This is a genomic window from Streptomyces sp. NBC_01622, assembly GCF_045209635.1.
Classification (GTDB): domain Bacteria; phylum Actinomycetota; class Actinomycetes; order Streptomycetales; family Streptomycetaceae; genus Streptomyces.
This window is the reverse complement of record NZ_CP109293.1, coordinates 6427256-6446663: the sequence shown is the minus strand read 5'-3', so window position 1 is coordinate 6446663 and position 19408 is coordinate 6427256. Positions and strand designations below refer to the sequence as shown.

18 protein-coding genes are annotated in these 19408 nt (G+C 70.7%); 8 read left to right on the top strand and 10 right to left on the bottom strand.

Annotated features, from left to right (window positions below; translation table 11 throughout):
- Window positions 1–12: 12 nt before the first annotated feature.
- From OH768_RS29690 to OH768_RS29675, 4 genes are all read right to left on the bottom strand, one after another.
- Window positions 13–795, bottom strand: a complete 783-nt coding sequence (locus tag OH768_RS29690; RefSeq protein ID WP_406458636.1) for a class I SAM-dependent methyltransferase — start codon at window positions 793–795, stop codon at window positions 13–15.
- Between the two features lie 361 nt (window positions 796–1156).
- Window positions 1157–1678, bottom strand: a complete 522-nt coding sequence (locus tag OH768_RS29685; RefSeq protein WP_406458634.1) for an EamA/RhaT family transporter — start codon at window positions 1676–1678, stop codon at window positions 1157–1159.
- Window positions 1679–1724: 46 nt separating this feature from the next.
- Window positions 1725–2060 carry an SH3 domain-containing protein gene (locus OH768_RS29680; RefSeq protein WP_406458632.1) on the bottom strand — a complete coding sequence of 112 codons (336 nt, stop codon included), beginning with the start codon at window positions 2058–2060 and terminating at the stop codon, window positions 1725–1727.
- 28 nt (window positions 2061–2088) lie between these two features.
- The gene (locus OH768_RS29675) at window positions 2089–2403 is read right to left on the bottom strand and encodes an SH3 domain-containing protein (protein ID WP_406458630.1); all 315 of its coding nucleotides are present in this window, start codon (window positions 2401–2403) and stop codon (window positions 2089–2091) included.
- 182 nt (window positions 2404–2585) lie between these two features.
- Between OH768_RS29675 and OH768_RS29670 the strand changes: the two genes are divergently transcribed.
- Complete coding sequence (locus OH768_RS29670) at window positions 2586–4688, top strand: serine/threonine-protein kinase (protein ID WP_406458628.1); 2103 nt, start codon at window positions 2586–2588, stop codon at window positions 4686–4688.
- A 59-nt stretch (window positions 4689–4747) separates the two neighbouring features.
- On the opposite strand, the gene ilvD is transcribed toward OH768_RS29670, so the two are convergent.
- The 4 genes from ilvD to OH768_RS29650 all read right to left on the bottom strand — a co-directional run bounded on the left by ilvD (window position 4748) and on the right by OH768_RS29650 (window position 9555).
- Window positions 4748–6601, bottom strand: coding sequence for a dihydroxy-acid dehydratase (ilvD, locus tag OH768_RS29665; RefSeq protein ID WP_406458626.1), 1854 nt, complete (start codon window positions 6599–6601; stop codon window positions 4748–4750).
- 110 nt (window positions 6602–6711) lie between these two features.
- Window positions 6712–7317, bottom strand: coding sequence for a TetR family transcriptional regulator (locus tag OH768_RS29660; RefSeq protein ID WP_406458624.1), 606 nt, complete (start codon window positions 7315–7317; stop codon window positions 6712–6714).
- Window positions 7314–8138 (bottom strand): sugar phosphate isomerase/epimerase, encoded by an 825-nt coding sequence (locus OH768_RS29655; protein ID WP_359613930.1) that lies wholly within the window; start codon window positions 8136–8138, stop codon window positions 7314–7316. Before OH768_RS29655 ends, OH768_RS29660 begins: the two co-directional genes overlap by 4 nt.
- Window positions 8139–8622: 484 nt before the next feature.
- Window positions 8623–9555, bottom strand: a complete 933-nt coding sequence (locus OH768_RS29650) for a Ppx/GppA family phosphatase (protein WP_406458622.1) — start codon at window positions 9553–9555, stop codon at window positions 8623–8625.
- 83 nt (window positions 9556–9638) lie between these two features.
- Between OH768_RS29650 and OH768_RS29645 the strand changes: the two genes are divergently transcribed.
- Complete coding sequence (locus OH768_RS29645; protein ID WP_406458620.1) at window positions 9639–10505, top strand: hypothetical protein; 867 nt, start codon at window positions 9639–9641, stop codon at window positions 10503–10505.
- 4 nt (window positions 10506–10509) lie between these two features.
- Here the strand turns inward: OH768_RS29645 and OH768_RS29640 are convergent, their stop codons facing one another.
- Window positions 10510–12210: a BACON domain-containing protein gene (locus tag OH768_RS29640; protein ID WP_406458618.1), complete on the bottom strand. Its 1701-nt coding sequence runs from the start codon at window positions 12208–12210 to the stop codon at window positions 10510–10512.
- Window positions 12211–12407: 197 nt separating this feature from the next.
- Between OH768_RS29640 and radA the strand changes: the two genes are divergently transcribed.
- Both radA and disA read left to right on the top strand, forming a co-directional pair.
- Entirely contained in the window at window positions 12408–13817 is a 1410-nt protein-coding gene (gene radA, locus OH768_RS29635; RefSeq protein WP_406458616.1) for a DNA repair protein RadA, read from the top strand.
- A gap of 82 nt (window positions 13818–13899) precedes the next feature.
- On the top strand, window positions 13900–15024 hold the full coding sequence (gene disA, locus OH768_RS29630; RefSeq protein WP_406458614.1) for a DNA integrity scanning diadenylate cyclase DisA: 1125 nt from the start codon (window positions 13900–13902) through the stop codon (window positions 15022–15024).
- A gap of 16 nt (window positions 15025–15040) precedes the next feature.
- Here the strand turns inward: disA and OH768_RS29625 are convergent, their stop codons facing one another.
- Window positions 15041–15856: a hypothetical protein gene (locus OH768_RS29625; protein WP_406458612.1), complete on the bottom strand. Its 816-nt coding sequence runs from the start codon at window positions 15854–15856 to the stop codon at window positions 15041–15043.
- Between the two features lie 283 nt (window positions 15857–16139).
- Here OH768_RS29625 and OH768_RS29620 point away from each other — a divergent pair, with 283 nt between their 5' ends.
- The 4 genes from OH768_RS29620 (at window position 16140) to cseB (ending at window position 19407) form a co-directional block, all read left to right on the top strand.
- Window positions 16140–17060, top strand: coding sequence for an A/G-specific adenine glycosylase (locus OH768_RS29620; protein WP_406458610.1), 921 nt, complete (start codon window positions 16140–16142; stop codon window positions 17058–17060).
- A gap of 299 nt (window positions 17061–17359) precedes the next feature.
- Window positions 17360–17899: a SigE family RNA polymerase sigma factor gene (locus tag OH768_RS29615; protein ID WP_406458608.1), complete on the top strand. Its 540-nt coding sequence runs from the start codon at window positions 17360–17362 to the stop codon at window positions 17897–17899.
- Window positions 17887–18546: a hypothetical protein gene (locus tag OH768_RS29610; RefSeq protein ID WP_406458606.1), complete on the top strand. Its 660-nt coding sequence runs from the start codon at window positions 17887–17889 to the stop codon at window positions 18544–18546. Before OH768_RS29615 ends, OH768_RS29610 begins: the two co-directional genes overlap by 13 nt.
- 156 nt (window positions 18547–18702) lie before the next feature.
- The gene (cseB, locus tag OH768_RS29605) at window positions 18703–19407 is read left to right on the top strand and encodes a two-component system response regulator CseB (protein WP_362982502.1); all 705 of its coding nucleotides are present in this window, start codon (window positions 18703–18705) and stop codon (window positions 19405–19407) included.
- The last annotated feature ends 1 nt before the right edge of the window (window position 19408 follow it).

Genomic DNA, 19408 nt, shown 5'->3' with positions numbered 1-19408 from the left:
AGGTTCGGAAGGTCATGACGCGAGGGCTACGACGAGTTCCACGACGTAGGTCTCCTCCACGGTGCCGTCCGGGAACGTGGTGAGCAGGTGGTTTCGCTCCTTGGTGAGGAAAGCGTTGGTGCCTTCCTCGCCCTGGACCAGGAAGACCGAGTGGCTGCTGATGTTGGCCAGGTGGGTGTCGACCGGGACGCGGCGGCTCCAGCGGACCCTTCGGTGGGCGAAGTCGAGCCTGCCGGTGGGGTCGGCGAGCGCGGTGTGGAGGCCGCTGCCGTTCTGCTTCACGACGCGGTCGATGCCGAAGTGGATCCTGATGCGTTCCGACTGCTCGGCGATCCACGGGACGTCGACAGCGCTGGTGTTCCACCACAGGGCGAGCGCGCCGCCCGGGCGCAGTACGCGCAGGGCCTCCGGGACCGACTTGGTGGTGTCGGTCCAGTGCCAGGCCTGGGCGTAGGTGAGGAAGTCGACGGAGTCGTCGGTCAGGGGGAGGGCGTCGCCGGTGCCGCGGACGAGCGGGATGACGGGAAGGGTGCGGCGGAACTGGGCCGCCATGCCGTCGCCGGGTTCGATCGCGATCAGGTCGGCGCCGCGCGCGTGCAGGAGGGCGGTCGCAATGCCGGTGCCGGCCCCGACGTCCGCGACGCGGGCGCCGGCGAGGGGGTGGCCGGCCAGTTCCTCGATGGCGTCGAAGAGCGCGGGTGGGTAGGAGGGGCGGTTCTCGGCGTACTGGGCCGCGGCGGCGTTGAAGGAGTGGGCTCGGGCGGTGTGCGAGGGCGGCTTCGACGAAGTGGTCATACGGCCATGGTTACCGGGGTGGGTGCAGGGTGCAGGTGGATTTTGGTGAGAGATGGGGTGGGGAGAGAAGAGGGGGCGGGGGCGGGGTGGGGGCGGGAGCGCGGCTCGGTCGGCCGGGGTGCGGACGCCCTGGGCTGCCGGGGTGCGGGACCTGGGCTGCCGGGGGGCGTGACCGGACAGGAAGCGAAGCCGCAGGCCGCGAGGGGCGAGCGCCCGGAACGGGCGGGGGTGGGGCGGGAGCGCGACCCGGCCGGCCGGGGTGCGGGCCCTGGGCTGACAGGGAGGGGGGCGGGCGGGACCGGCCCGGAAGCGAAGCCGCAGGCCGCAGGCCGCGAGCCGCTCGGAACGCGTGCCGACCCGGTCAGGACCTGCGGCGCTTCTTCGAAGGGTTGCCGGTGCGGCGAGTTGTGCGCTTCTGCTGCTGGGCCAGGGACGTCTCGTACTCCTCGCGGTGGAGTTTCTCGCCGGGGGCCTCGGTGAGGGAGCGGAAGAAGTAGGCGACGAGGGAGCCGACGAAGCCGATGCCCAGGAGGCCGCGGAGGGAGGCCTGGCGCTCGGGGTCGGGGCGCTTTTTGAAGCTCTCCCAGGTGTGGCCGAAGGCGAGGGCGCTGCAGACCGCGAACATCACGATGACGAGGAGGGTGACGAAGCTGCCGATATCCGCGATCTGGAGGCCCTGGTAGGCGAAGCGGAGGATCAGGCAGGAGGCGACGGCGGCGGCGAGGGAGCCGGCTGCCGCGGCGATGCGGCGCGGGGTGTAGCCGTTGTCGTGGTTCACCCAGGTGGTGCCGAAGAAGCGGAGGGGCTCGGGGCGGGGGCCCGTGCCTGCGTCTGTGCCCGGGGAGCCCGCGCTGGTGTCCTGGGTGCCGTTTTCGTCGCTCACGGGACGATTATGGCTCCGGGGGTGGGCGCGGGCTCCCGTTGGGGGCTCAGGCGCAGCGGGAGGCTACGTAGCCGTCGCTACCGGTGTTCACGTACGCGTCCGAGATGAACTCGCCGTTGCTGATGTTGTCCCAGATGTTCGAGGTGCCGTAGGTGCCCGTGACCGTCGTCCCCGGTGTCTGGCAGTAGATCGGCACCTTTGAGCCCCCCGGCAGGGTGCCGACGATGCTGTAGCTCGTGCCGGGGCCGTTGCGGATGTTGACGGTGACGTTGGCGGTCGTGTAGGTCTGCGCCGCACTGGCGGTGACAGGTGAGCCCATCACGAGAAGAAGAGCTCCGGCCGTGCCCGCGAGCAGGGCGGATGCGCGTCTTCGGAATGTCATGAGTGTCCCCCAGGCAGTGGCGGTGGGCTCAGGAGCAGTGCGGGCGGACGTACCCGTCGCTGCCCGTGTTCACGTAGGCGTCGGATATGTACTGGCCGTCGTCGATGTTGTCCCAGATGTTCGTCGTGCCGTAGTAGCCGGTCACCGTGGTGCCCGGCGTCTGGCAGTAGATCGGGACCTGGGAGCCCTCCGCGAGGACGCGGACGATGGTGTAGCCGGTGCCCGGTCCGCTGCGGACGTTGACGCGGGTGTTGGGCGCGATCGAGTAGTAGTGCAGAGCCGATGCCGTCGCGGTGACCTCGGCCTCGCTGCCCTCGACTTCTGGTGCACGGTCAACAGACATGAAAAACCTCCCCCGTTGGACCCCATGACTGCCATGGGGCCCCGATGATTCCCCTGAAACACGCCATGAAACATATGTGCGCAACTCGCACTCGGAAGCCAGCAAGCCGTCTCTGTCCCGTACGGGTCATCGACTAGGCTCCGTGCGTCGCGCGCGCGAACGATCAGCACGGGGGTGGTTCCATGGCGCCACAGCACGACACCGGAGCGGGTGCGGAAGCGGAACTTCCCGAGTACGCCGGTCACTACCGCCTGGAGTCATGCCTGGGCTCCGGCGGCATGGGCGTGGTGCATCTGGCGCAGAGCACCTCCGGGATGAAGGTCGCCGTGAAGGTCGTCCACGCGGAGTTCGCGCAGGATCCCGAGTTCAGGGGGCGGTTCCGGCAGGAGGTGGCGGCGGCTCGACGGGTGAGCGGGGCCTTCACCGCGCCGGTGGTGGATGCCGACCCGGAAGCCGAACGGCCTTGGATGGCAACGTCGTTCATCCCGGGGCCGACCCTGTCCGAACACGTGAAGCGGAATGGCCCGATGACGCCCGGCGAGTTGCGCCGGCTGATGGCTGGGCTGGCCGAGGCGCTGCGCGACATCCATCGGGTCGGCGTCGTGCACCGGGATCTGAAGCCCAGCAACGTGCTGCTCGCCGAGGACGGTCCGAAGGTCATCGACTTCGGTATTTCTCGGCCAAAGGACAGCGAACTGCGCACCGAGACCGGGAAGTTGATCGGGACGCCGCCCTTCATGGCACCGGAGCAGTTCCGGCGGCCCAGGGAGGTCGGGCCCGCCGCGGACATCTTCGCGCTCGGGTCCGTACTGGTGCACGCGGCGACGGGGCGCGGCCCTTTCGACTCCGACAGTCCGTACGTCGTCGCCTACCAAGTCGTCCATGACGAGCCGGACTTGACGGGACTGCCGGAGAACCTCGCGCCGCTGGTGCTGCGTTGCCTCGCCAAGGAGCCCGAGGACCGGCCCACGCCCGACGAGTTGATGCGTGAACTGCGGTCGGTGTCGGCCTCGTACGACACGCAGGCCTACATACCGGCGCAGCGGGCCGGTGCCACGCCGGTGCCGGAGCCCCGTAAGGAGGAGCCCGAACACCCCGAACGGCGGCGCGGGCGGCGCCTCGGCAAGCGGATCGCGCTCGGTGCGGGCGCGCTCGGCCTGGCCGCGATCGGCACGGTCGCCTCGCTCCGGTTGTCCGACGCCGGCGACACTCCCACGAAGGGCACCACCCCGCACGCCACGTCCAGCTCCGGGTTCGGCGGGTGGCAGGCGACCCCGGTCTCCAAGAAGAGCACGCCTCAATGCTCGTACGGGGCAGGGAAGTTGCTCTGCGCGCAACCCGGGGTGGTGTTCGCCCTGGATCCGTCCGACGGGCGTGTGCTGTGGCGGCACTCCGTCGCCACGACGCACCGGAGCGGGCCGCCGGTCCTGTCGAACGGCCTGGTGCAGCCCTCGTTGGACAGCGGTCGGCGTCTGGAGGCGCTCGATCCGGCTTCGGGCAAGGCACGTTGGCATAAGACCGTCCCCGCGTACACCGGGCTGGCGGACGCTGGCGGCATGCTCCTGCTCACCCATGCGGACGGGACGGTCACGGCTGTGGACGGCGCTTCGGGAGCCACGAAGTGGAGCCATCGGATTCCGGGCCAACAGGCGCCGTACTTCACCTCGTTCACCGGGGACCTGTCGGCGTATGCGACGAACACGTCGGACGACGGCGCGACCACACGGGTGACGGCGGTCGATCCGGACACGGGTGCGGTGCGCTGGGACGCGCGACTGAAGGGGATGTTGAAGCCCGTCGGCACTGTGGGCGGGTCCGTGTATCTCCTCGGGGTCGACGCCGTCTACGGGGCCGCGAAGGCCGTGGTCCGCTACACCCCGGACACCGGAGCCGCGCGACGCGTGACGCTGCCGCTGGCCCTCGACCAGGGCCACGGGACCGTGCACGGGAACATCGTCTACGTCATGGGGGCCGGCGGATCGCTGGTGGCCGTGGACATGGACGCGCGGAAGCAGTTGTGGAGTCTGGAGACGGCCCTGGTGCGGGGTTCCGCACCGGTCACGGACGGACGGCGGGTATACATCACGTCCGCGGACGGGCGGTTGCTCGCCGTGGACGCCCGCGCGGGAAAGCTCGTCGGGCAGACACCCGCACGCCTCGACTCCAACTCGGACCGGATCAGCGCGGCGCTCCCCGAACCCGTCGTAGCAGACAACCGCGTCTACGCCGCCGCCCCCGACGGCACGGTCTTCGCCGTCAACTCCCGCACCCCCGGCGCCTGGTAGCGGCAAGCGAAAGGGCCGCCCCCGTCGGAACGGAGGCGGCCCCAGAAAGCAGTTGTGCCTCAGCCCAGCTTGCTGACGTCCCGCACGGCGCCACGGTCCGCGCTGGTGGCCATCGCGGCGTAGGCGCGCAGTGCCGCCGAGACCTTGCGCTCGCGGTTCTTCGGGGCGTAGCGGCCCTCCAGCGCGGCCTCGCGGCGGGCCAACTCGGCGTCGTCGACGAGGAGTTCGATGGTGCGGTTCGGGATGTCGATGCGGATGCGGTCGCCGTCCTCGACGAGGGCGATGGTGCCGCCGGACGCCGCCTCCGGGGACGCGTGACCGATCGACAGGCCCGAAGTACCGCCGGAGAAGCGGCCGTCGGTGATCAGGGCGCAGGTCTTGCCGAGGCCGCGGCCCTTGAGGAAGGACGTCGGGTAGAGCATCTCCTGCATGCCGGGGCCGCCCTTGGGGCCCTCGTAGCGGATGACGACGACGTCGCCGTGCGTCACCTGCTTGTTGAGGATCTTCTCGACGGCCTCTTCCTGCGACTCGCAGACGACCGCCGGGCCCTCGAAGGTCCAGATGGACTCGTCGACGCCGGCCGTCTTCACGACGCAGCCGTCGACGGCGAGGTTGCCCTTGAGGACCGCGAGGCCGCCGTCCTTGGAGTAGGCGTGCTCGGCGGAGCGGATGCAGCCCTCGGCCGCGTCCTCGTCCAGCGCCTCCCAGCGCTCGGACTGGGAGAAGGCCTCGGCGGAGCGCACGCAGCCGGGCGCCGCGTGCCACAGCTCGACGGCCTCCGGGGAAGGCGATCCGCCGCGCACGTCCCACGTCTTCAGCCAGTCCGCGAGGGACGGGCTGTGGACCGAGTGGACGTCCTCGTTGAGCAGGCCGGCGCGGTGCAACTCGCCCAGCAGGGCCGGGATTCCGCCCGCGCGGTGCACGTCCTCCATGTAGTACGTACGGTTCTTCGCGACGTTCGGCGCGACCTTGGCGAGACACGGGACCCGGCGCGAGACCTCGTTGATCTCCTCCAGGCCGAACGCGACGCCCGCCTCCTGCGCCGCCGCGAGGAGGTGGAGGATCGTGTTGGTGGAGCCGCCCATCGCGATGTCGAGGGCCATGGCGTTCTGGAACGCCGCGAAGGTGGCGACGTTGCGCGGCAGGACCGTCTCGTCGTCCTGCTCGTAGTAGCGGCGGGTGATGTCCATCACCGTGCGGGCCGCGTCCTGGTACAGGCCCTTGCGGGCGGTGTGCGTGGCGAGGACCGAGCCGTTGCCCGGCAGCGAGAGGCCGATGGCCTCGGTCAGGCAGTTCATCGAGTTGGCGGTGAACATGCCGGAACAGGAGCCACAGGTCGGACAGGCGTTCTCCTCGATGTTGAGGACGTCCGCGTCCGAGACGCTGTCGTTGGCGGCCTCGACCATCGCGTCGATCAGGTCCAGCGTGCGGACGGTGCCGTCCTGCAGCGTGGCGCGCCCGGCCTCCATGGGACCGCCGGAGACGAAGACCGTCGGGATGTTCAGGCGGAGCGCCGCCATGAGCATGCCGGGGGTGATCTTGTCGCAGTTGGAGATGCAGATCAGGGCGTCGGCGCAGTGCGCCTCGACCATGTACTCCACGCTGTCCGCGATCAGGTCACGGGACGGCAGGCTGTAGAGCATCCCGCCGTGGCCCATCGCGATGCCGTCGTCCACCGCGATCGTGTTGAACTCGCGCGGGATGCCGCCGGCCGCGGTGATCGCCTCGCTGACGATCCGGCCGACGGGCTGGAGGTGGGTGTGGCCGGGCACGAACTCGGTGAAGCTGTTCGCCACCGCGATGATCGGCTTCCGGCCGATGTCCGCACCGGGTACACCGGAGGCGCGCATAAGGGCGCGTGCGCCCGCCATGTTGCGGCCGTGGGTGACTGTGCGGGACCTCAGCTCGGGCATCGTCGCTCGCTCCTTCAGACAGATAGGGCTGCTATTGAGCGTACGCCGGTCATCCAGGGGTCGGACACGGTGTCCGCATTACGGGATGCCTGTCTCGCCGTAGAAGGGCCTCACGGCCCGGTCAGATGCCCCTGCACCACCGGCGCGACCCGCGCGATGATCTGCTCCGGGTCCGCCGACGCCAGCGGTTCCACCTTGATCACGTAGCGCAGCATCGCCGTACCCACGAGCTGGGCCGCCGCCAGCTCGGCGCGGAGTTCCGCGTCCGGGAGGTCGAGTTGAGCGGCGACCCGGCTCAGCACCTGGGCGACCACGAGCCGGCGGAAGACGGCCGCGGCGGCCTCGTTGTTGACGGCGGACCGGACGACCGCCAGCAGCGGCTTACGGGTGGCGGGGTTCTCCCAGACGCCGAAGATGAAGCGGGTCAGCCGCTCGCCGACCCCGTCCAGCGGCCCCTCGGCGACTGCGTCCGGCGCGTTCATCGCCGGGGCGAAGGCGACCTCGATGGCCGCTTCGAAGACCTGCTCCTTGGTACCGAAGTAGTGGTGCACGAGCGCCGAGTCGACCCCGGCGGCCTTCGCGATCCCGCGCACGGACGTCTTCTCGTACCCCTGTTCGGAGAACTCCTCCCGGGCCGCGGCCAGGATGCGGTCGCGGGTGTCGGCGGATTCCGTACGAGGGGGTCGGCCCCGGCGCTTGGCGGTGGCGTCGGTCACCGCCGGGGCACCTTCACGGCCGAGGCCAGATGCAGCCGCGTGAAGGCGAGCGCCTCCGCGAGATCGGCCTCGCGTTCGGCGCCGGACATCGCGCGCCGGGTGTTGACCTCGATGACGACATGGCCGTCGAAGCCGGTCAGGGCGAGCCGTTCCAGCAGTTCGGCGCAGGGCTGGGTGCCGCGGCCGGGGACCAGGTGCTCGTCCTTGTTGGAGCCGTTGCCGTCGGCGAGATGGACATGGCCGAGCCGGTCGCCCATGCGCTCGATCATCTCGGTCGCGTCGGTGCGGGCGGTCGCGGTGTGGCTGAGATCGATCGTGAAGTGCCGGTAGTCGTCCTGCGTCACGTCCCATTCGGGGGCGTACGCGAGCATCTCGCGGTCGCGGTAGCGCCACGGGTACATGTTCTCTACGGCGAACCGCACATCCGTCTCGTTCGCCATCCGCCAGATCCCGCTGACGAAGTCCCGCGCGTACTGGCGCTGCCAGCGGAACGGCGGATGCACGACGACCGTGCTCGCGCCCAGCTTCTCGGCGGCGGCCTGGGCGCGCTGGAGCTTGATCCACGGGTCGGTGGACCACACCCGCTGCGTGATGAGCAGGCACGGCGCGTGCACGGCGAGGATCGGGACCTGGTGGTAGTCGCTGAGTCTGCGCAGCGCCTCGATGTCCTGGCTGACCGGGTCGGTCCACACCATGACCTCGACGCCGTCGTAACCGAGGCGCGCGGCGATCTCGAAGGCCGTCGCCGTCGACTCCGGATACACGGACGCCGTGGACAGCGCGACCTTCGCATCCGGGATGCGCACGACTGGTTCTGCCACGGAGGACAGACTACGGGGCGGCGCTTCGCGCGCGGGAGCCGGTTGCTGTGCCCGCCCTGTGCGGGGTACGGCAACCGGCCATCTCCGGCGCGAGGCCGCGTTGTGGCGATACTTCATGCGGGTCTGATACGTCGGGTGCCGGGTGGGCGTTCAGTACGTCCACGGGCGCGTGCGGCACGGAGAACGAACCGCGCGGCACGCACTCCTGGTCACCGACGGCCACGCGCGTGCGGCACGAACGGGCACGCGCGCGTGCGTCGCGGCCGGGCCGGCGGGGTACGGCCGGCGGCCGAGCCGACGGGGGACGGTCGGCCCCGGGCACCGTACGGACCGGTCAGCTGCGCGGGTACGTGACGGACACGCGCGCGCCAGCGAGGGCCCCTCGGTTCTCTGCCACCTGTGGCAGAGGTGACGGACACGCGCGCGTGCACCACAGCCCCGCGCCCACCCCTCGCCCACCCCCAACAGCAGCCGGTGCGGCGGCCTACACCGACGGCATCTGGTCCAGCCGCCGAAGGATCACGCCCTCCCGCAGCGCCCAAGGGCAGACCTCCAGCGTCTCCACCCCGAACAGATCCATCGCGCCCTCGGCGACCATCGCGCCGGCCAGGAGCTGTTCGGCGCGGCCCTCGGAGACGCCGGGGAGGACGGCGCGCTGGGCGGTGGTCATGCCGCCGAGGCGCGGGACCCAGGCCTCCAGGGACTCGCGCTTCAGCTCGCGCTGGACGTAGAGGCCGTCGGCGGAGCGGGCGGCACCGGCGAGGCGGGCGAGCTGTTTGAAGGTCTTCGACGTGGCGACGACGTGGTCGGGGGCGCCGAAACGGCTGAACTCCCCCACCGTACGGGCGATCTGCGCGCGCACATGGCGGCGCAGGGCCCTTATCGCGTCCGGTTCCGGCGGGTCCCCGGGCAGCCAGCCGGCGGTGAGGCGGCCCGCGCCGAGCGGCAGCGAGACGACCGCGTCGGGCTCCTCGTCGATGCCGTACGCGATCTCCAGGGAGCCGCCGCCGATGTCGAGGACGAGGAGCTTGCCTGCGGACCAGCCGAACCAGCGGCGGACGGCGAGGAAGGTCAGCCGGGCCTCCTCGGCGCCGGTGAGGACCTGGAGTTCGACGCCGGTCTCGGTCTGCACGCGCGCGAGGACCTCGTCCGCGTTGCTGGCCTCGCGGACGGCGGAGGTGGCGAACGGGAGGAGTTCCTCGACGCCCTTGTCCTCGGCGGCCTGCAGCGCCTCGTGGACGACGCCGATGAGTTTGTCGACCCCTTCGGGGCCGATCGCGCCGTCCTTGTCGAGGAGTTGGGCAAGGCGGAGTTCCACCTTGTGCGAGTGCGCGGGCAAGGGGCGCGCGCCCGGGTGTGCGTCCACCACCAGCAGATGCACCGTGTTCGATCCCACGTCGAGGACACCGAGTCTCATAAACGGAACGCTACTGCCACCTGCGCCGATCTCCGTCTTCGGTGCGGTTTCTGGGGCCGCCTCGGGCGACTTACCCTGGACGCGTGCCAAAGACGAAAAAGGCGAAGAACGACAAGGCGGCCAAATCATCCGGCGATTCTTCGCCGGTGAAGTCGGCCAGCCCCCCGAAGACGGCTCTGATGTCGAAGAAGGCCCTGAAGAGCGACGAGAAGGGGCTCGACTTCGCACGCGCGTGGGTGGAGTTCCCGGATCCGGCGGACGAGGAACAGCTCTTCCGCTGCGATCTGACGTGGCTGACCTCCCGCTGGAACTGCGTCTTCGGAAGCGGCTGCCAGGGCATCCAGGCGGGCCGCGCGGACGACGGATGCTGCACCCTGGGCGCGCACTTCTCCGACGAGGACGACGAGAAACGGGTCGCCGGGCATGTGGCGAGGCTCACGCCGGACATCTGGCAGCACCACGACGAGGGCGTGGCGAACGGCTGGACCTCGGAGGACGAGGACGGCGACCGCCAGACCCGCCCCTACAAGGGCTCGTGCATCTTCCAGAACCGCCCCGGTTTCGCGGGCGGCGCGGGCTGCTCGCTGCACATCCTCGCCGTGAAGGAGGGCCGCGAGCCCCTGGAGACCAAGCCGGACGTCTGCTGGCAGCTCCCGGTGCGGCGGACGTACGAGTGGATCGACCGGCCGGACGACACGCGGGTGCTCCAGGTGTCGATCGGCGAGTACGACCGCAGGGGCTGGGGTCCCGGCGGCCACGACCTGCACTGGTGGTGCACGTCGGCGACCTCGGCGCACGGCGCGGGCGACCCGGTCTACGTGTCCTACCGCCCGGAACTGACCGAACTGATGGGCAAGGCCGGCTACGACCGCCTGGCCGAGCTGTGCGAGGAGCGCCTGGCCTCGCAACTCCCGCTGCTGGCACCGCATCCGGCGGACCCGGTCGGCTGACCGGTCAGGACGGGCCGGGGTCGGCGCCGCCGTCGGACGGTGGCGCCGAGCCCCCCGGGTCGGCGGAGGACGAGTCCGTCGGTGTCGGAGTCGGGGTCGGATCGGCGGACGAGGGCGGCGGATCACTCGGCGTCGGATCACTCGGAGCCGTGGGCGTCGGGTCCGGACCGGACGAGGGCGGGCCGCCGGGATCGGGATGCGACGGGTCACTCGGCCCGGTCGGGGCGGGCGCGCTGCCGTAGCCCTCGATGGAGACGACGGCGCCGGCGGGTGAGACGGCCACGCGCGCGGTCCAGTGGCCGGAGGGCTCGCGCAGATGGTCGACGTACACCTTGATCGTCAACGATTCGCCCGGGGCGAGGGTTCCCGAGGACTGGCTGAGGTAGAGCCAGGGTGCCGTGGTGGCCGCGGACCAGCGGACCGGGGCCGGGCCGGACGCGGTGAGGGTGACGAGTGTGGTGTCGGCGCTGTTGGCGGCCGAGACGGCGAGCCGCCCGGCCCCCTTCCCGCCGGTGCCGGCGACGCTGATGACCTCCACGGAGACGTCGTTCTTGCCGCCCTTGCCGACCCGCGCGCGGGGCCCGGCACTTGCGTCACCGGTGTTCTCGTAACCGCCGCTCGCGACCTCGCCCTCCAGGCTGCCGGGACCGTCGCGTTGCTCGCTCGCGGAGGCGGCCCTGCCGTCGGCGCCCTCGCCGGTCGGTGTGGACCGGTAGGCGGCCCACAGGGCGAGGACGGGGGCCGCGATGACGGTGGCGACGACGGTCGTCGTGACGGCACGCGCGCGTAGCCGGTCCCGCCGGGCCGCGTGGTCCTTGGGGTCCAGTGGGAAACCGCGCCGGTCGAAGCGCGGTGCCGCGGCTCCACGCGCGCGCGGGCGGCGCCCCATGGCGACATGCAGGGCCGCGCGGGGCGCCTCCAGGACGGGCAGTTCGGCGGGCGTGACACCGGCACCGGGCCAGGTGCCGGGCACCGCGCGCTCGGCGGTACGGCGGCAGCGCGGGCAGTCGTCGACGTGCCGGACCAGTTCACGGCGCAGCGCGCTGCTGAGCACCAGCTGATGGTCGCCGGTGAGCCGGGCGACGCTCGGGCAGGTCCCGGTCTCCACGACGGCGAGGGCGGTACCCGTGCGTTCCACCTCGCAGGCGGCGGAGGCCAACAGCTCCCGGGCGGTGGCGAGATCCATCCCGAGGACGGCGGCGACCTCGTGGACGGCGAGCCGGTGGCGCACGGCGAGTTCGAGCGCCTCGCGCTGCTCCGGGGTGGTCCCGGCGGCCTCCGGCCAGGCCAGCAGGGCGAGTTCACGCCGCCGCTGCTCGCGCAGCTCCTCGGACACGACAGGTTCCTCGGCCTCGACCCGGCCCATCGCGTGGGTGCCCTGACGTTTCTGCTTGGCCTCGGCCAGCTTGCGCAGACACGCCCAGCGGGCCAGCGCGTACAGCCAGGCCCTGCGGTCACCGGCCGTCTCCGGCACGCGCGCACCCCGGCGTTCGGCCAGCGCGAGCACGTCCCCCAGAGCCGCCGTAGCCGCGTCGTGGTCGCACAGCACGGACAGGCAGTACGTGAACAGGCCGTCCAGATAAGGCTCGTAGCGCGCGGGCGGGCACTGCGCCAGCGTGCGCGCCGCAGCGCGGTCGCGCGCCTCCCGGTGCGCCCGGTGCGCGCCGGTGGTGCGGGTCGAGGTCTCCGGGCTGCTGCTCATCACCCGTGCGACCGTAGGCGGCGGGCGATGCCCCCTTCCGCCCCCTTGAGCTCTTTTAATCCGTACGGGTGAAACGATCCCTCAATAGGGGACAGGAACCTCCGGCTCCCTGGCTCGATCCCGACGGCCGTGGCCGGATTCCTCACCACACCACTCCATCCGCCGACCGCGTTGTCAGTCCCGCCGGTTACGGTTCACGCATGGCTGCCCGTACGAAGACCACCAAGGACCGTCCGTCCTACCGCTGCACCGAGTGCGGCTGGCAGACGGCCAAGTGGCTCGGCCGCTGCTCCGAGTGCCAGGCCTGGGGCACGGTCGAGGAGTTCGGCGCGCCCGCCGTCCGTACGACAGCCCCGGGCCGCGTCACCACCTCCGCGCTGCCCATCGGCCAGGTCGACGGCCGCCAGGCCACCGCCCGCTCGACCGGTGTGCCCGAGCTGGACCGGGTGCTCGGCGGCGGCCTGGTCCCCGGAGCGGTCGTCCTGGTCGCGGGCGAGCCCGGCGTCGGCAAGTCGACCCTCCTCCTGGACGTGGCGGCCAAGGCGGCGAGCGACGAGCACCGCACGCTCTACATCACCGGCGAAGAATCAGCGAGCCAGGTCCGCCTGCGCGCCGACCGCATCAAAGCGATCGACGACCACCTCTACCTCGCCGCCGAGACCGATCTGGCCACGATCCTCGGCCACTTGGACGCGGTGAAGCCCTCCCTCCTGATCCTGGACTCCGTCCAGACGGTGGCCTCCCCGGAGATCGACGGCGCCCCCGGCGGCATGGCCCAGGTCCGCGAGGTGGCCGGCGCCCTGATCCGCGCCTCCAAGGAGCGCGCCATGTCCACCCTCCTGGTGGGCCACGTCACCAAGGACGGCGCGATCGCGGGCCCCCGCCTCCTGGAACACCTGGTGGACGTCGTCCTGTCCTTCGAGGGCGACCGCCACGCCCGCCTGCGCCTCGTACGGGGCGTCAAGAACCGCTACGGCACGACGGACGAGGTCGGCTGCTTCGAGCTGCACGACGAGGGCATCACGGGCCTGGCCGACCCTAGCGGCCTGTTCCTGACCCGCCGTGCGGAACCGGTCCCCGGCACCTGCCTGACCGTCACCCTGGAAGGCCGCCGCCCCCTGGTGGCCGAAGTCCAGGCGCTCACGGTCGACTCCCAGATCCCCTCCCCCCGCCGCACGACCTCGGGCCTGGAAACCTCCCGAGTCTCGATGATGCTCGCGGTCCTGGAACAACGCGGCCGAATCAGCGCTCTAGGCAAAAGGGACATCTACTCCGCAACCGTAGGCGGAGTAAAACTCTCCGAACCGGCAGCAGATCTAGCCATCGCTCTGGCCCTGGCCTCCGCGGCGAGCGACACCCCCCTCCCCAAGAACCTGGTCGCGATCGGCGAAGTAGGCCTCGCGGGCGAGGTCAGAAGGGTCACGGGCGTCCAGCGCAGACTCTCCGAAGCACACCGTCTGGGCTTCACCCACGCCCTCGTTCCGAGCGACCCGGGCAAGATCCCGCCCGGCATGAAGGTCCTCGAAGTGGCCGACATAGGAGACGCCCTCCAGGTCCTTCCACGCTCCCGTAAACGAGAGGCCCCACGGGACGGCGAGGACCGCCGGTAGACTTTGCCCTGGTCTCGCCCGTCCGTACGAACCATCTGTGCGAAACGGGAGCGCCTGAAGAACCTGCGACCCGAGGAGTGCAGTGGCAGCCAACGACCGGGCGTCAGCTCCCGGAAAGTCCGGCGGGAGCTCCGGTGCCGATGGCCTGATGCGCGCCTCACTGAGCGCCGTGGCACCCGGCACGGCCCTGCGCGACGGCCTGGAGCGAATCCTCCGCGGCAACACGGGCGGACTCATCGTGCTCGGCGGCGACAAGACCGTCGAAGCCATGTGCACAGGCGGTTTCATCCTGGACGTGGAGTTCACCGCCACCCGCCTACGAGAACTCTGCAAGCTGGACGGCGGCATCGTGGTGTCGTCCGACCTCTCCAAGATCCTCAGAGCGGGCGTCCAACTGGTCCCCGACCCCACGATCCCCACAGAAGAGACCGGCACCCGCCACCGCACAGCGGACCGCGTGAGCAAACAGGTCGGCTTCCCCGTCGTCTCCGTCTCCCAGTCCATGCGCCTGATCGCCCTCTACGTGGACGGCCAGCGCCGCGTCCTGGAGGACTCGGCGGCGATCCTGTCCCGCGCGAACCAAGCACTCGCCACCCTGGAGCGCTACAAACTCCGCCTGGACGAGGTGGCGGGAACGCTGTCGGCGTTGGAGATCGAAGACCTGGTAACGGTCAGGGACGTCTCAGCAGTGGTCCAACGCCTCGAAATGGTCCGCCTGATCGCCAACGAAATCGCAGAGTACGTACTCGAACTGGGCACAGACGGCCGCCTCCTCTCCCTCCAACTCGAAGAGCTGATCGCGGGCGTGGACCCGGAACGCGAACTGGTGGTCCGCGACTACGTCCCCGAACCCACGGCCAAACGCTCCCGCACGGTGAACGAAGCACTGGCGGAACTCGACGCACTGTCCCACGCCGAACTCCTCGAACTCCCCACCGTGGCCCGCGCCTTGGGCTACACCGGCTCCCCCGAGGCCCTCGACTCGGCGGTCTCCCCCCGAGGCTTCCGCCTCCTGGCCAAGGTCCCGCGCCTCCCCGGCGCGATCATCGACCGCCTGGTGGAACACTTCGGCGGCCTCCAAAAGCTCCTGGCGGCAAGCGTCGACGACCTTCAGACAGTCGACGGCGTAGGCGAGGCAAGGGCAAGAAGCGTACGAGAGGGCCTCTCCCGCCTGGCGGAGTCCTCAATCCTGGAACGCTACGTCTGAGAAGTACCAACCAGCGTCAGTCACTTGCCAGGACGAACGAGGTCTGCGCCTTGGCGAACCCGGAAGCAGCCGCCTCCACCAGATAGGTCCCCGCACCGGCCGAACCGGCCGCAGGCGTCGCACACTCAGGCGCACTGGGCTTGCGATCCCACTTCAGGGTGTACGCAACGCTGCTCCCGGCGGACACCCGGTAGTACACGCTCCCGGAACTCTTCGGACAGTCGGCGGAGGACCAGTAGTCGGTGGCACCCCCCGCCTCAGTGATAGTCAACACCGCACTCTTGGGCCCGAGATCAACCTTGCAGTCACTGCTGGACAAGTTCTTGGCGGTCAGCACAAAAGTAGGCGCCTGATCCGGCGAGTAGGAGTTGTGCAGACTCCGCAGACTCAACTGCACAGCACTGGCAGTGCAGTTGGGCAGAGTCGAATCAGCGGGGACCGTAGTCCCAGTACTACTCCCCCCATTGGCCCCCCCACTACCGCCACCGTCCCCGGACCCACCGGCGGAGCCACTGTCACCCGAAGCCCCCGCACTGGAGCCGGCCCCACTACCGCCACCACTGCTACTACTGCCGCCGCTGCTCGACTCATCGCGACCGCCCGGGTGTTGGCTGATGGCGGGCCCAGTGCCGGACGGACCGGCAGTGATCGTAGGGGCGGGAGTCCTGCCGTTCTTCGCCCCATCCGCACCGTTCTTGCTGCCCCCGCCACCCGACGTGACGATCCAGGTGATCAGCAGCGCCAACAGGGCGACCACGGACACCATGAGGACCCTCCGTCGCCAATAGATGGAGGAGGGAAGCGGCCCGACCGGATTGCGCAGAGATCCCACGGCTCAAACCTTACGAGACAACCGGGAGTTACCTCGCCCCACCCGCCGCGCCGGCCCCAACTTTTCCGGATCATCATCCCGGCAACCCCGCCTGGAATCAGGCGGAATGGACCACGAGCCCGCACCCGCCGATGTACGGGAGCGGGTCGTGGCGGTACGGCGCAGCCCGCCGCTCAGCTGGTCCCCACGCGTTGGACTGTGGCAGCAGGCAGAGGGGCGCAACCCGCGGCGGGCTCGCCGTACCGCCACGCCCCCCACCGGCCGTGGCAGGATCGGAAACGCCATGACTGCGCCCACGAACCCCCCGCACACCACGTCCACCAACGGCGAGCACCTCCACGCTCCCGTCATCGACTGGTTCGAAGACAACGCCCGCGACCTCCCCTGGCGCCACCCCGACGCCGGCCCCTGGGGCGTAATGGTCAGCGAGTTCATGCTCCAGCAGACCCCGGTCACCCGCGTCCTCCCGGTATACGAACAGTGGCTCGCCCGCTGGCCCCGCCCCGCCGACCTCGCCCAGGACGCCCCCGGCGAAGCCGTCCGCGCCTGGGGCCGCCTCGGCTACCCCCGCCGCGCCCTCCGCCTGCACGGCGCCGCCACCGCCATAACAGAACGGCACGGCGGCGACGTCCCCACCGACCACGCCCAACTCCTCGCCCTGCCCGGCATCGGCGAGTACACGGCCGCCGCCGTCGCCTCCTTCGCCTACGGCCAGCGCCACGCCGTACTCGACACCAACGTCCGCCGAGTGTTCGCCCGCGCCGTCACCGGCGTCCAGTACCCCCCGAACGCCACCACCGCCGCCGAACGCAAACTTGCCCGCGCCCTGCTCCCCCCGGACGAGCAGACCGCCGCCCGCTGGGCCGCCGCCTCCATGGAACTCGGCGCCCTGGTCTGCACGGCGAAGAACGAGACGTGCCACCGCTGCCCCATCTCAGCCCAGTGCGCCTGGAACCTGGCCGGAAAGCCGGACCACGAGGGCCCGGCCCGCCGCGGCCAGACATACGCCGGCACGGACCGCCAGGTCCGCGGCAAACTCCTGGCCGTACTCCGCGAAGCGCCCTCCCCCGTCCCCCAGTCCGCACTCGACCGCGTATGGCACGAACCGGTACAGCGGGCCAGAGCACTGGACGGCCTGGTATCCGACGGCCTCGTAGAACCCCTCCCGGACGGCCTGTACCAACTCCCCGCGACCCGCACCTGACACACGGTCAATTCACAGCGATCCGCCTCACCCCAAGCCACATCACAGCGAACACCCAGCCCCCGCAACACTCCAGCATCGCCCAAACCGCTCCATACCCACCCCAAAAACCCCGCCCCCTTACCCCGGACCTACTTCCGTTACACAACCGACGGACAGCCGAGCGCTCCCCGCAGGCTGCTCCGCACAGTGCCGTGACAACCCCTCCGTAGCTTCATTCCTGTGCCGCAGACCGGCGGGACGCAGCAAAGGACAACCGGCAGCAGGCGGGCCGGAAACGGGGATGGAGGCGGTTGATCATGGCGCAGGGCGAGGTGCTCGAATTCGAGGAGTACGTCCGCACCCGACAGGACGCGCTGCTGCGCAGCGCCCGCCGGCTGGTGCCGGACCCGGTCGACGCCCAGGACCTGCTGCAGACCGCGCTGGTACGGACGTACGGCCGCTGGGAGACCATCGAGGACAAGCGCCTCGCGGACGCCTACCTGCGCCGCGTCATGATCAACACCCGCACCGAGTGGTGGCGGGCCCGCAAGCTCGAAGAGGTCCCCACCGAGCAGCTCCCGGACGCGAGCGTCGACGACGCGACCGAACAGCACGCGGATCGGGCGCTTCTTATGGACATCATGAAAGTTCTCGCTCCGAAACAGCGCAGTGTCGTCGTCCTGCGACACTGGGAGCAGATGTCCACGGATGAGACGGCCGCCGCCCTCGGCATGTCGGCCGGTACGGTCAAGAGCACGCTGCACCGGGCGCTCGCCCGGCTCCGGGAGGAGCTGGAAGCCCGCGATCTGGACGCACGCGCGCTGGAGCGTGAGGAGCGGGAGCGTTGCGCGGCCTGAGCGACACCCCAGGGCCCAGCAGGGTCCGCGGCGGCTTCGAGGCGGCGTTCACGGCGATGGCCGTGCTCGCCGCCCTCGCCCTGTTGGTGTCCGGCTGCGCCACGGGCGGCACCGGCGCCCGTGACGAGGGCCCGGCGCACTCCGACTCGGTGGGCGTCGCCGAGGTGCCCGCCCCCACCCCCTCCGCCAAGGCCGACGACCATGTGGACGCGGTGAGACTCGTCAAGGACGACCCGAAGGTCTCGGCGGCGGTCAAGCGCGAACTGAAGCCGTGTGTCGCCGACGAGTACGCGGTCGACGTGTCGTACGGCGAGCTGACCGGAGGCACCGAGAGCGACGTCGTCGTCAACGTGATGACCTGCGGCGAAGCGATCGGGATCGGCTCGTACGTGTATCGCGCGACGGGCGGGACGTACGAGAATGTGTTCAAGGCCGAGGAACCCCCGGTCTACGCGGAGATCGACCGCGGCGATCTGGTCGTCACCAAGCAGGTGTACGAGAAGGGCGACCCGGTGTCGAGTCCCTCCGGGGAGAACGTGATCACGTACAGGTGGACGTCGGGCCGTTTCGTGCAGGAGTACAGCACGCACAACGAGTACAGCAACGCGGTCGGGGGCGACGCTTCACCCGCGCCGAGCGGAAACTGAGCGGAACAGATCCGAACGGGCCCGAACCGAAACCGAACGGAATCCGAGCGGGGGCGAACCGAACGGACCCCCCGATCCGATCCTTGAGTGAACGCGGACACCCCTTCGGGCGTCCCATGCTTGAGAACGACCCACACGAGGACTGAGAGCACCGGGATGGCAGATCAGACCCACGTCCTGTTCGTCGAGGACGACGACGTCATCCGTGAGGCCACCCAACTCGCTCTGGAGCGGGACGGCTTCGCGGTCACGGCGATGCCCGACGGGCTGTCGGGCCTGGAGGCGTTCCGGGCGAACCGCCCCGACATCGCGCTCCTGGACGTCATGGTCCCGGGCCTGGACGGCGTCAGTCTGTGCCGCCGGATCCGCGACGACTCGACCGTGCCGGTGATCATGCTGTCGGCGCGCGCCGACTCGATCGACGTGGTGCTGGGCCTGGAGGCCGGCGCCGACGACTACGTGACGAAGCCCTTCGACGGTGCCGTCCTGGTCGCCCGGATACGCGCCGTGCTGCGCCGCTTCGGGCACGCGAGCGGCGGCGACCGTACGGACGCGGACACGGCCCCGGTCGACGGCGGGGTGCTCACCTTCGGGGACCTGGAGATCGACACCGAGGGCATGGAGGTGCGCAGGGCGGGGCAGCCGGTGGCGCTGACGCCGACCGAGATGCGGCTGCTCCTGGAGTTCTCCTCGGCACCGGGCACGGTCCTGTCCCGAGACAAGCTCCTGGAGCGGGTGTGGGACTACGGCTGGGGCGGTGACACCCGGGTCGTGGACGTCCATGTGCAGCGGCTGCGCACGAAGATCGGCCAGGACCGGATCGAGACGGTCCGCGGCTTCGGCTACAAGTTGAAGGCCTGAG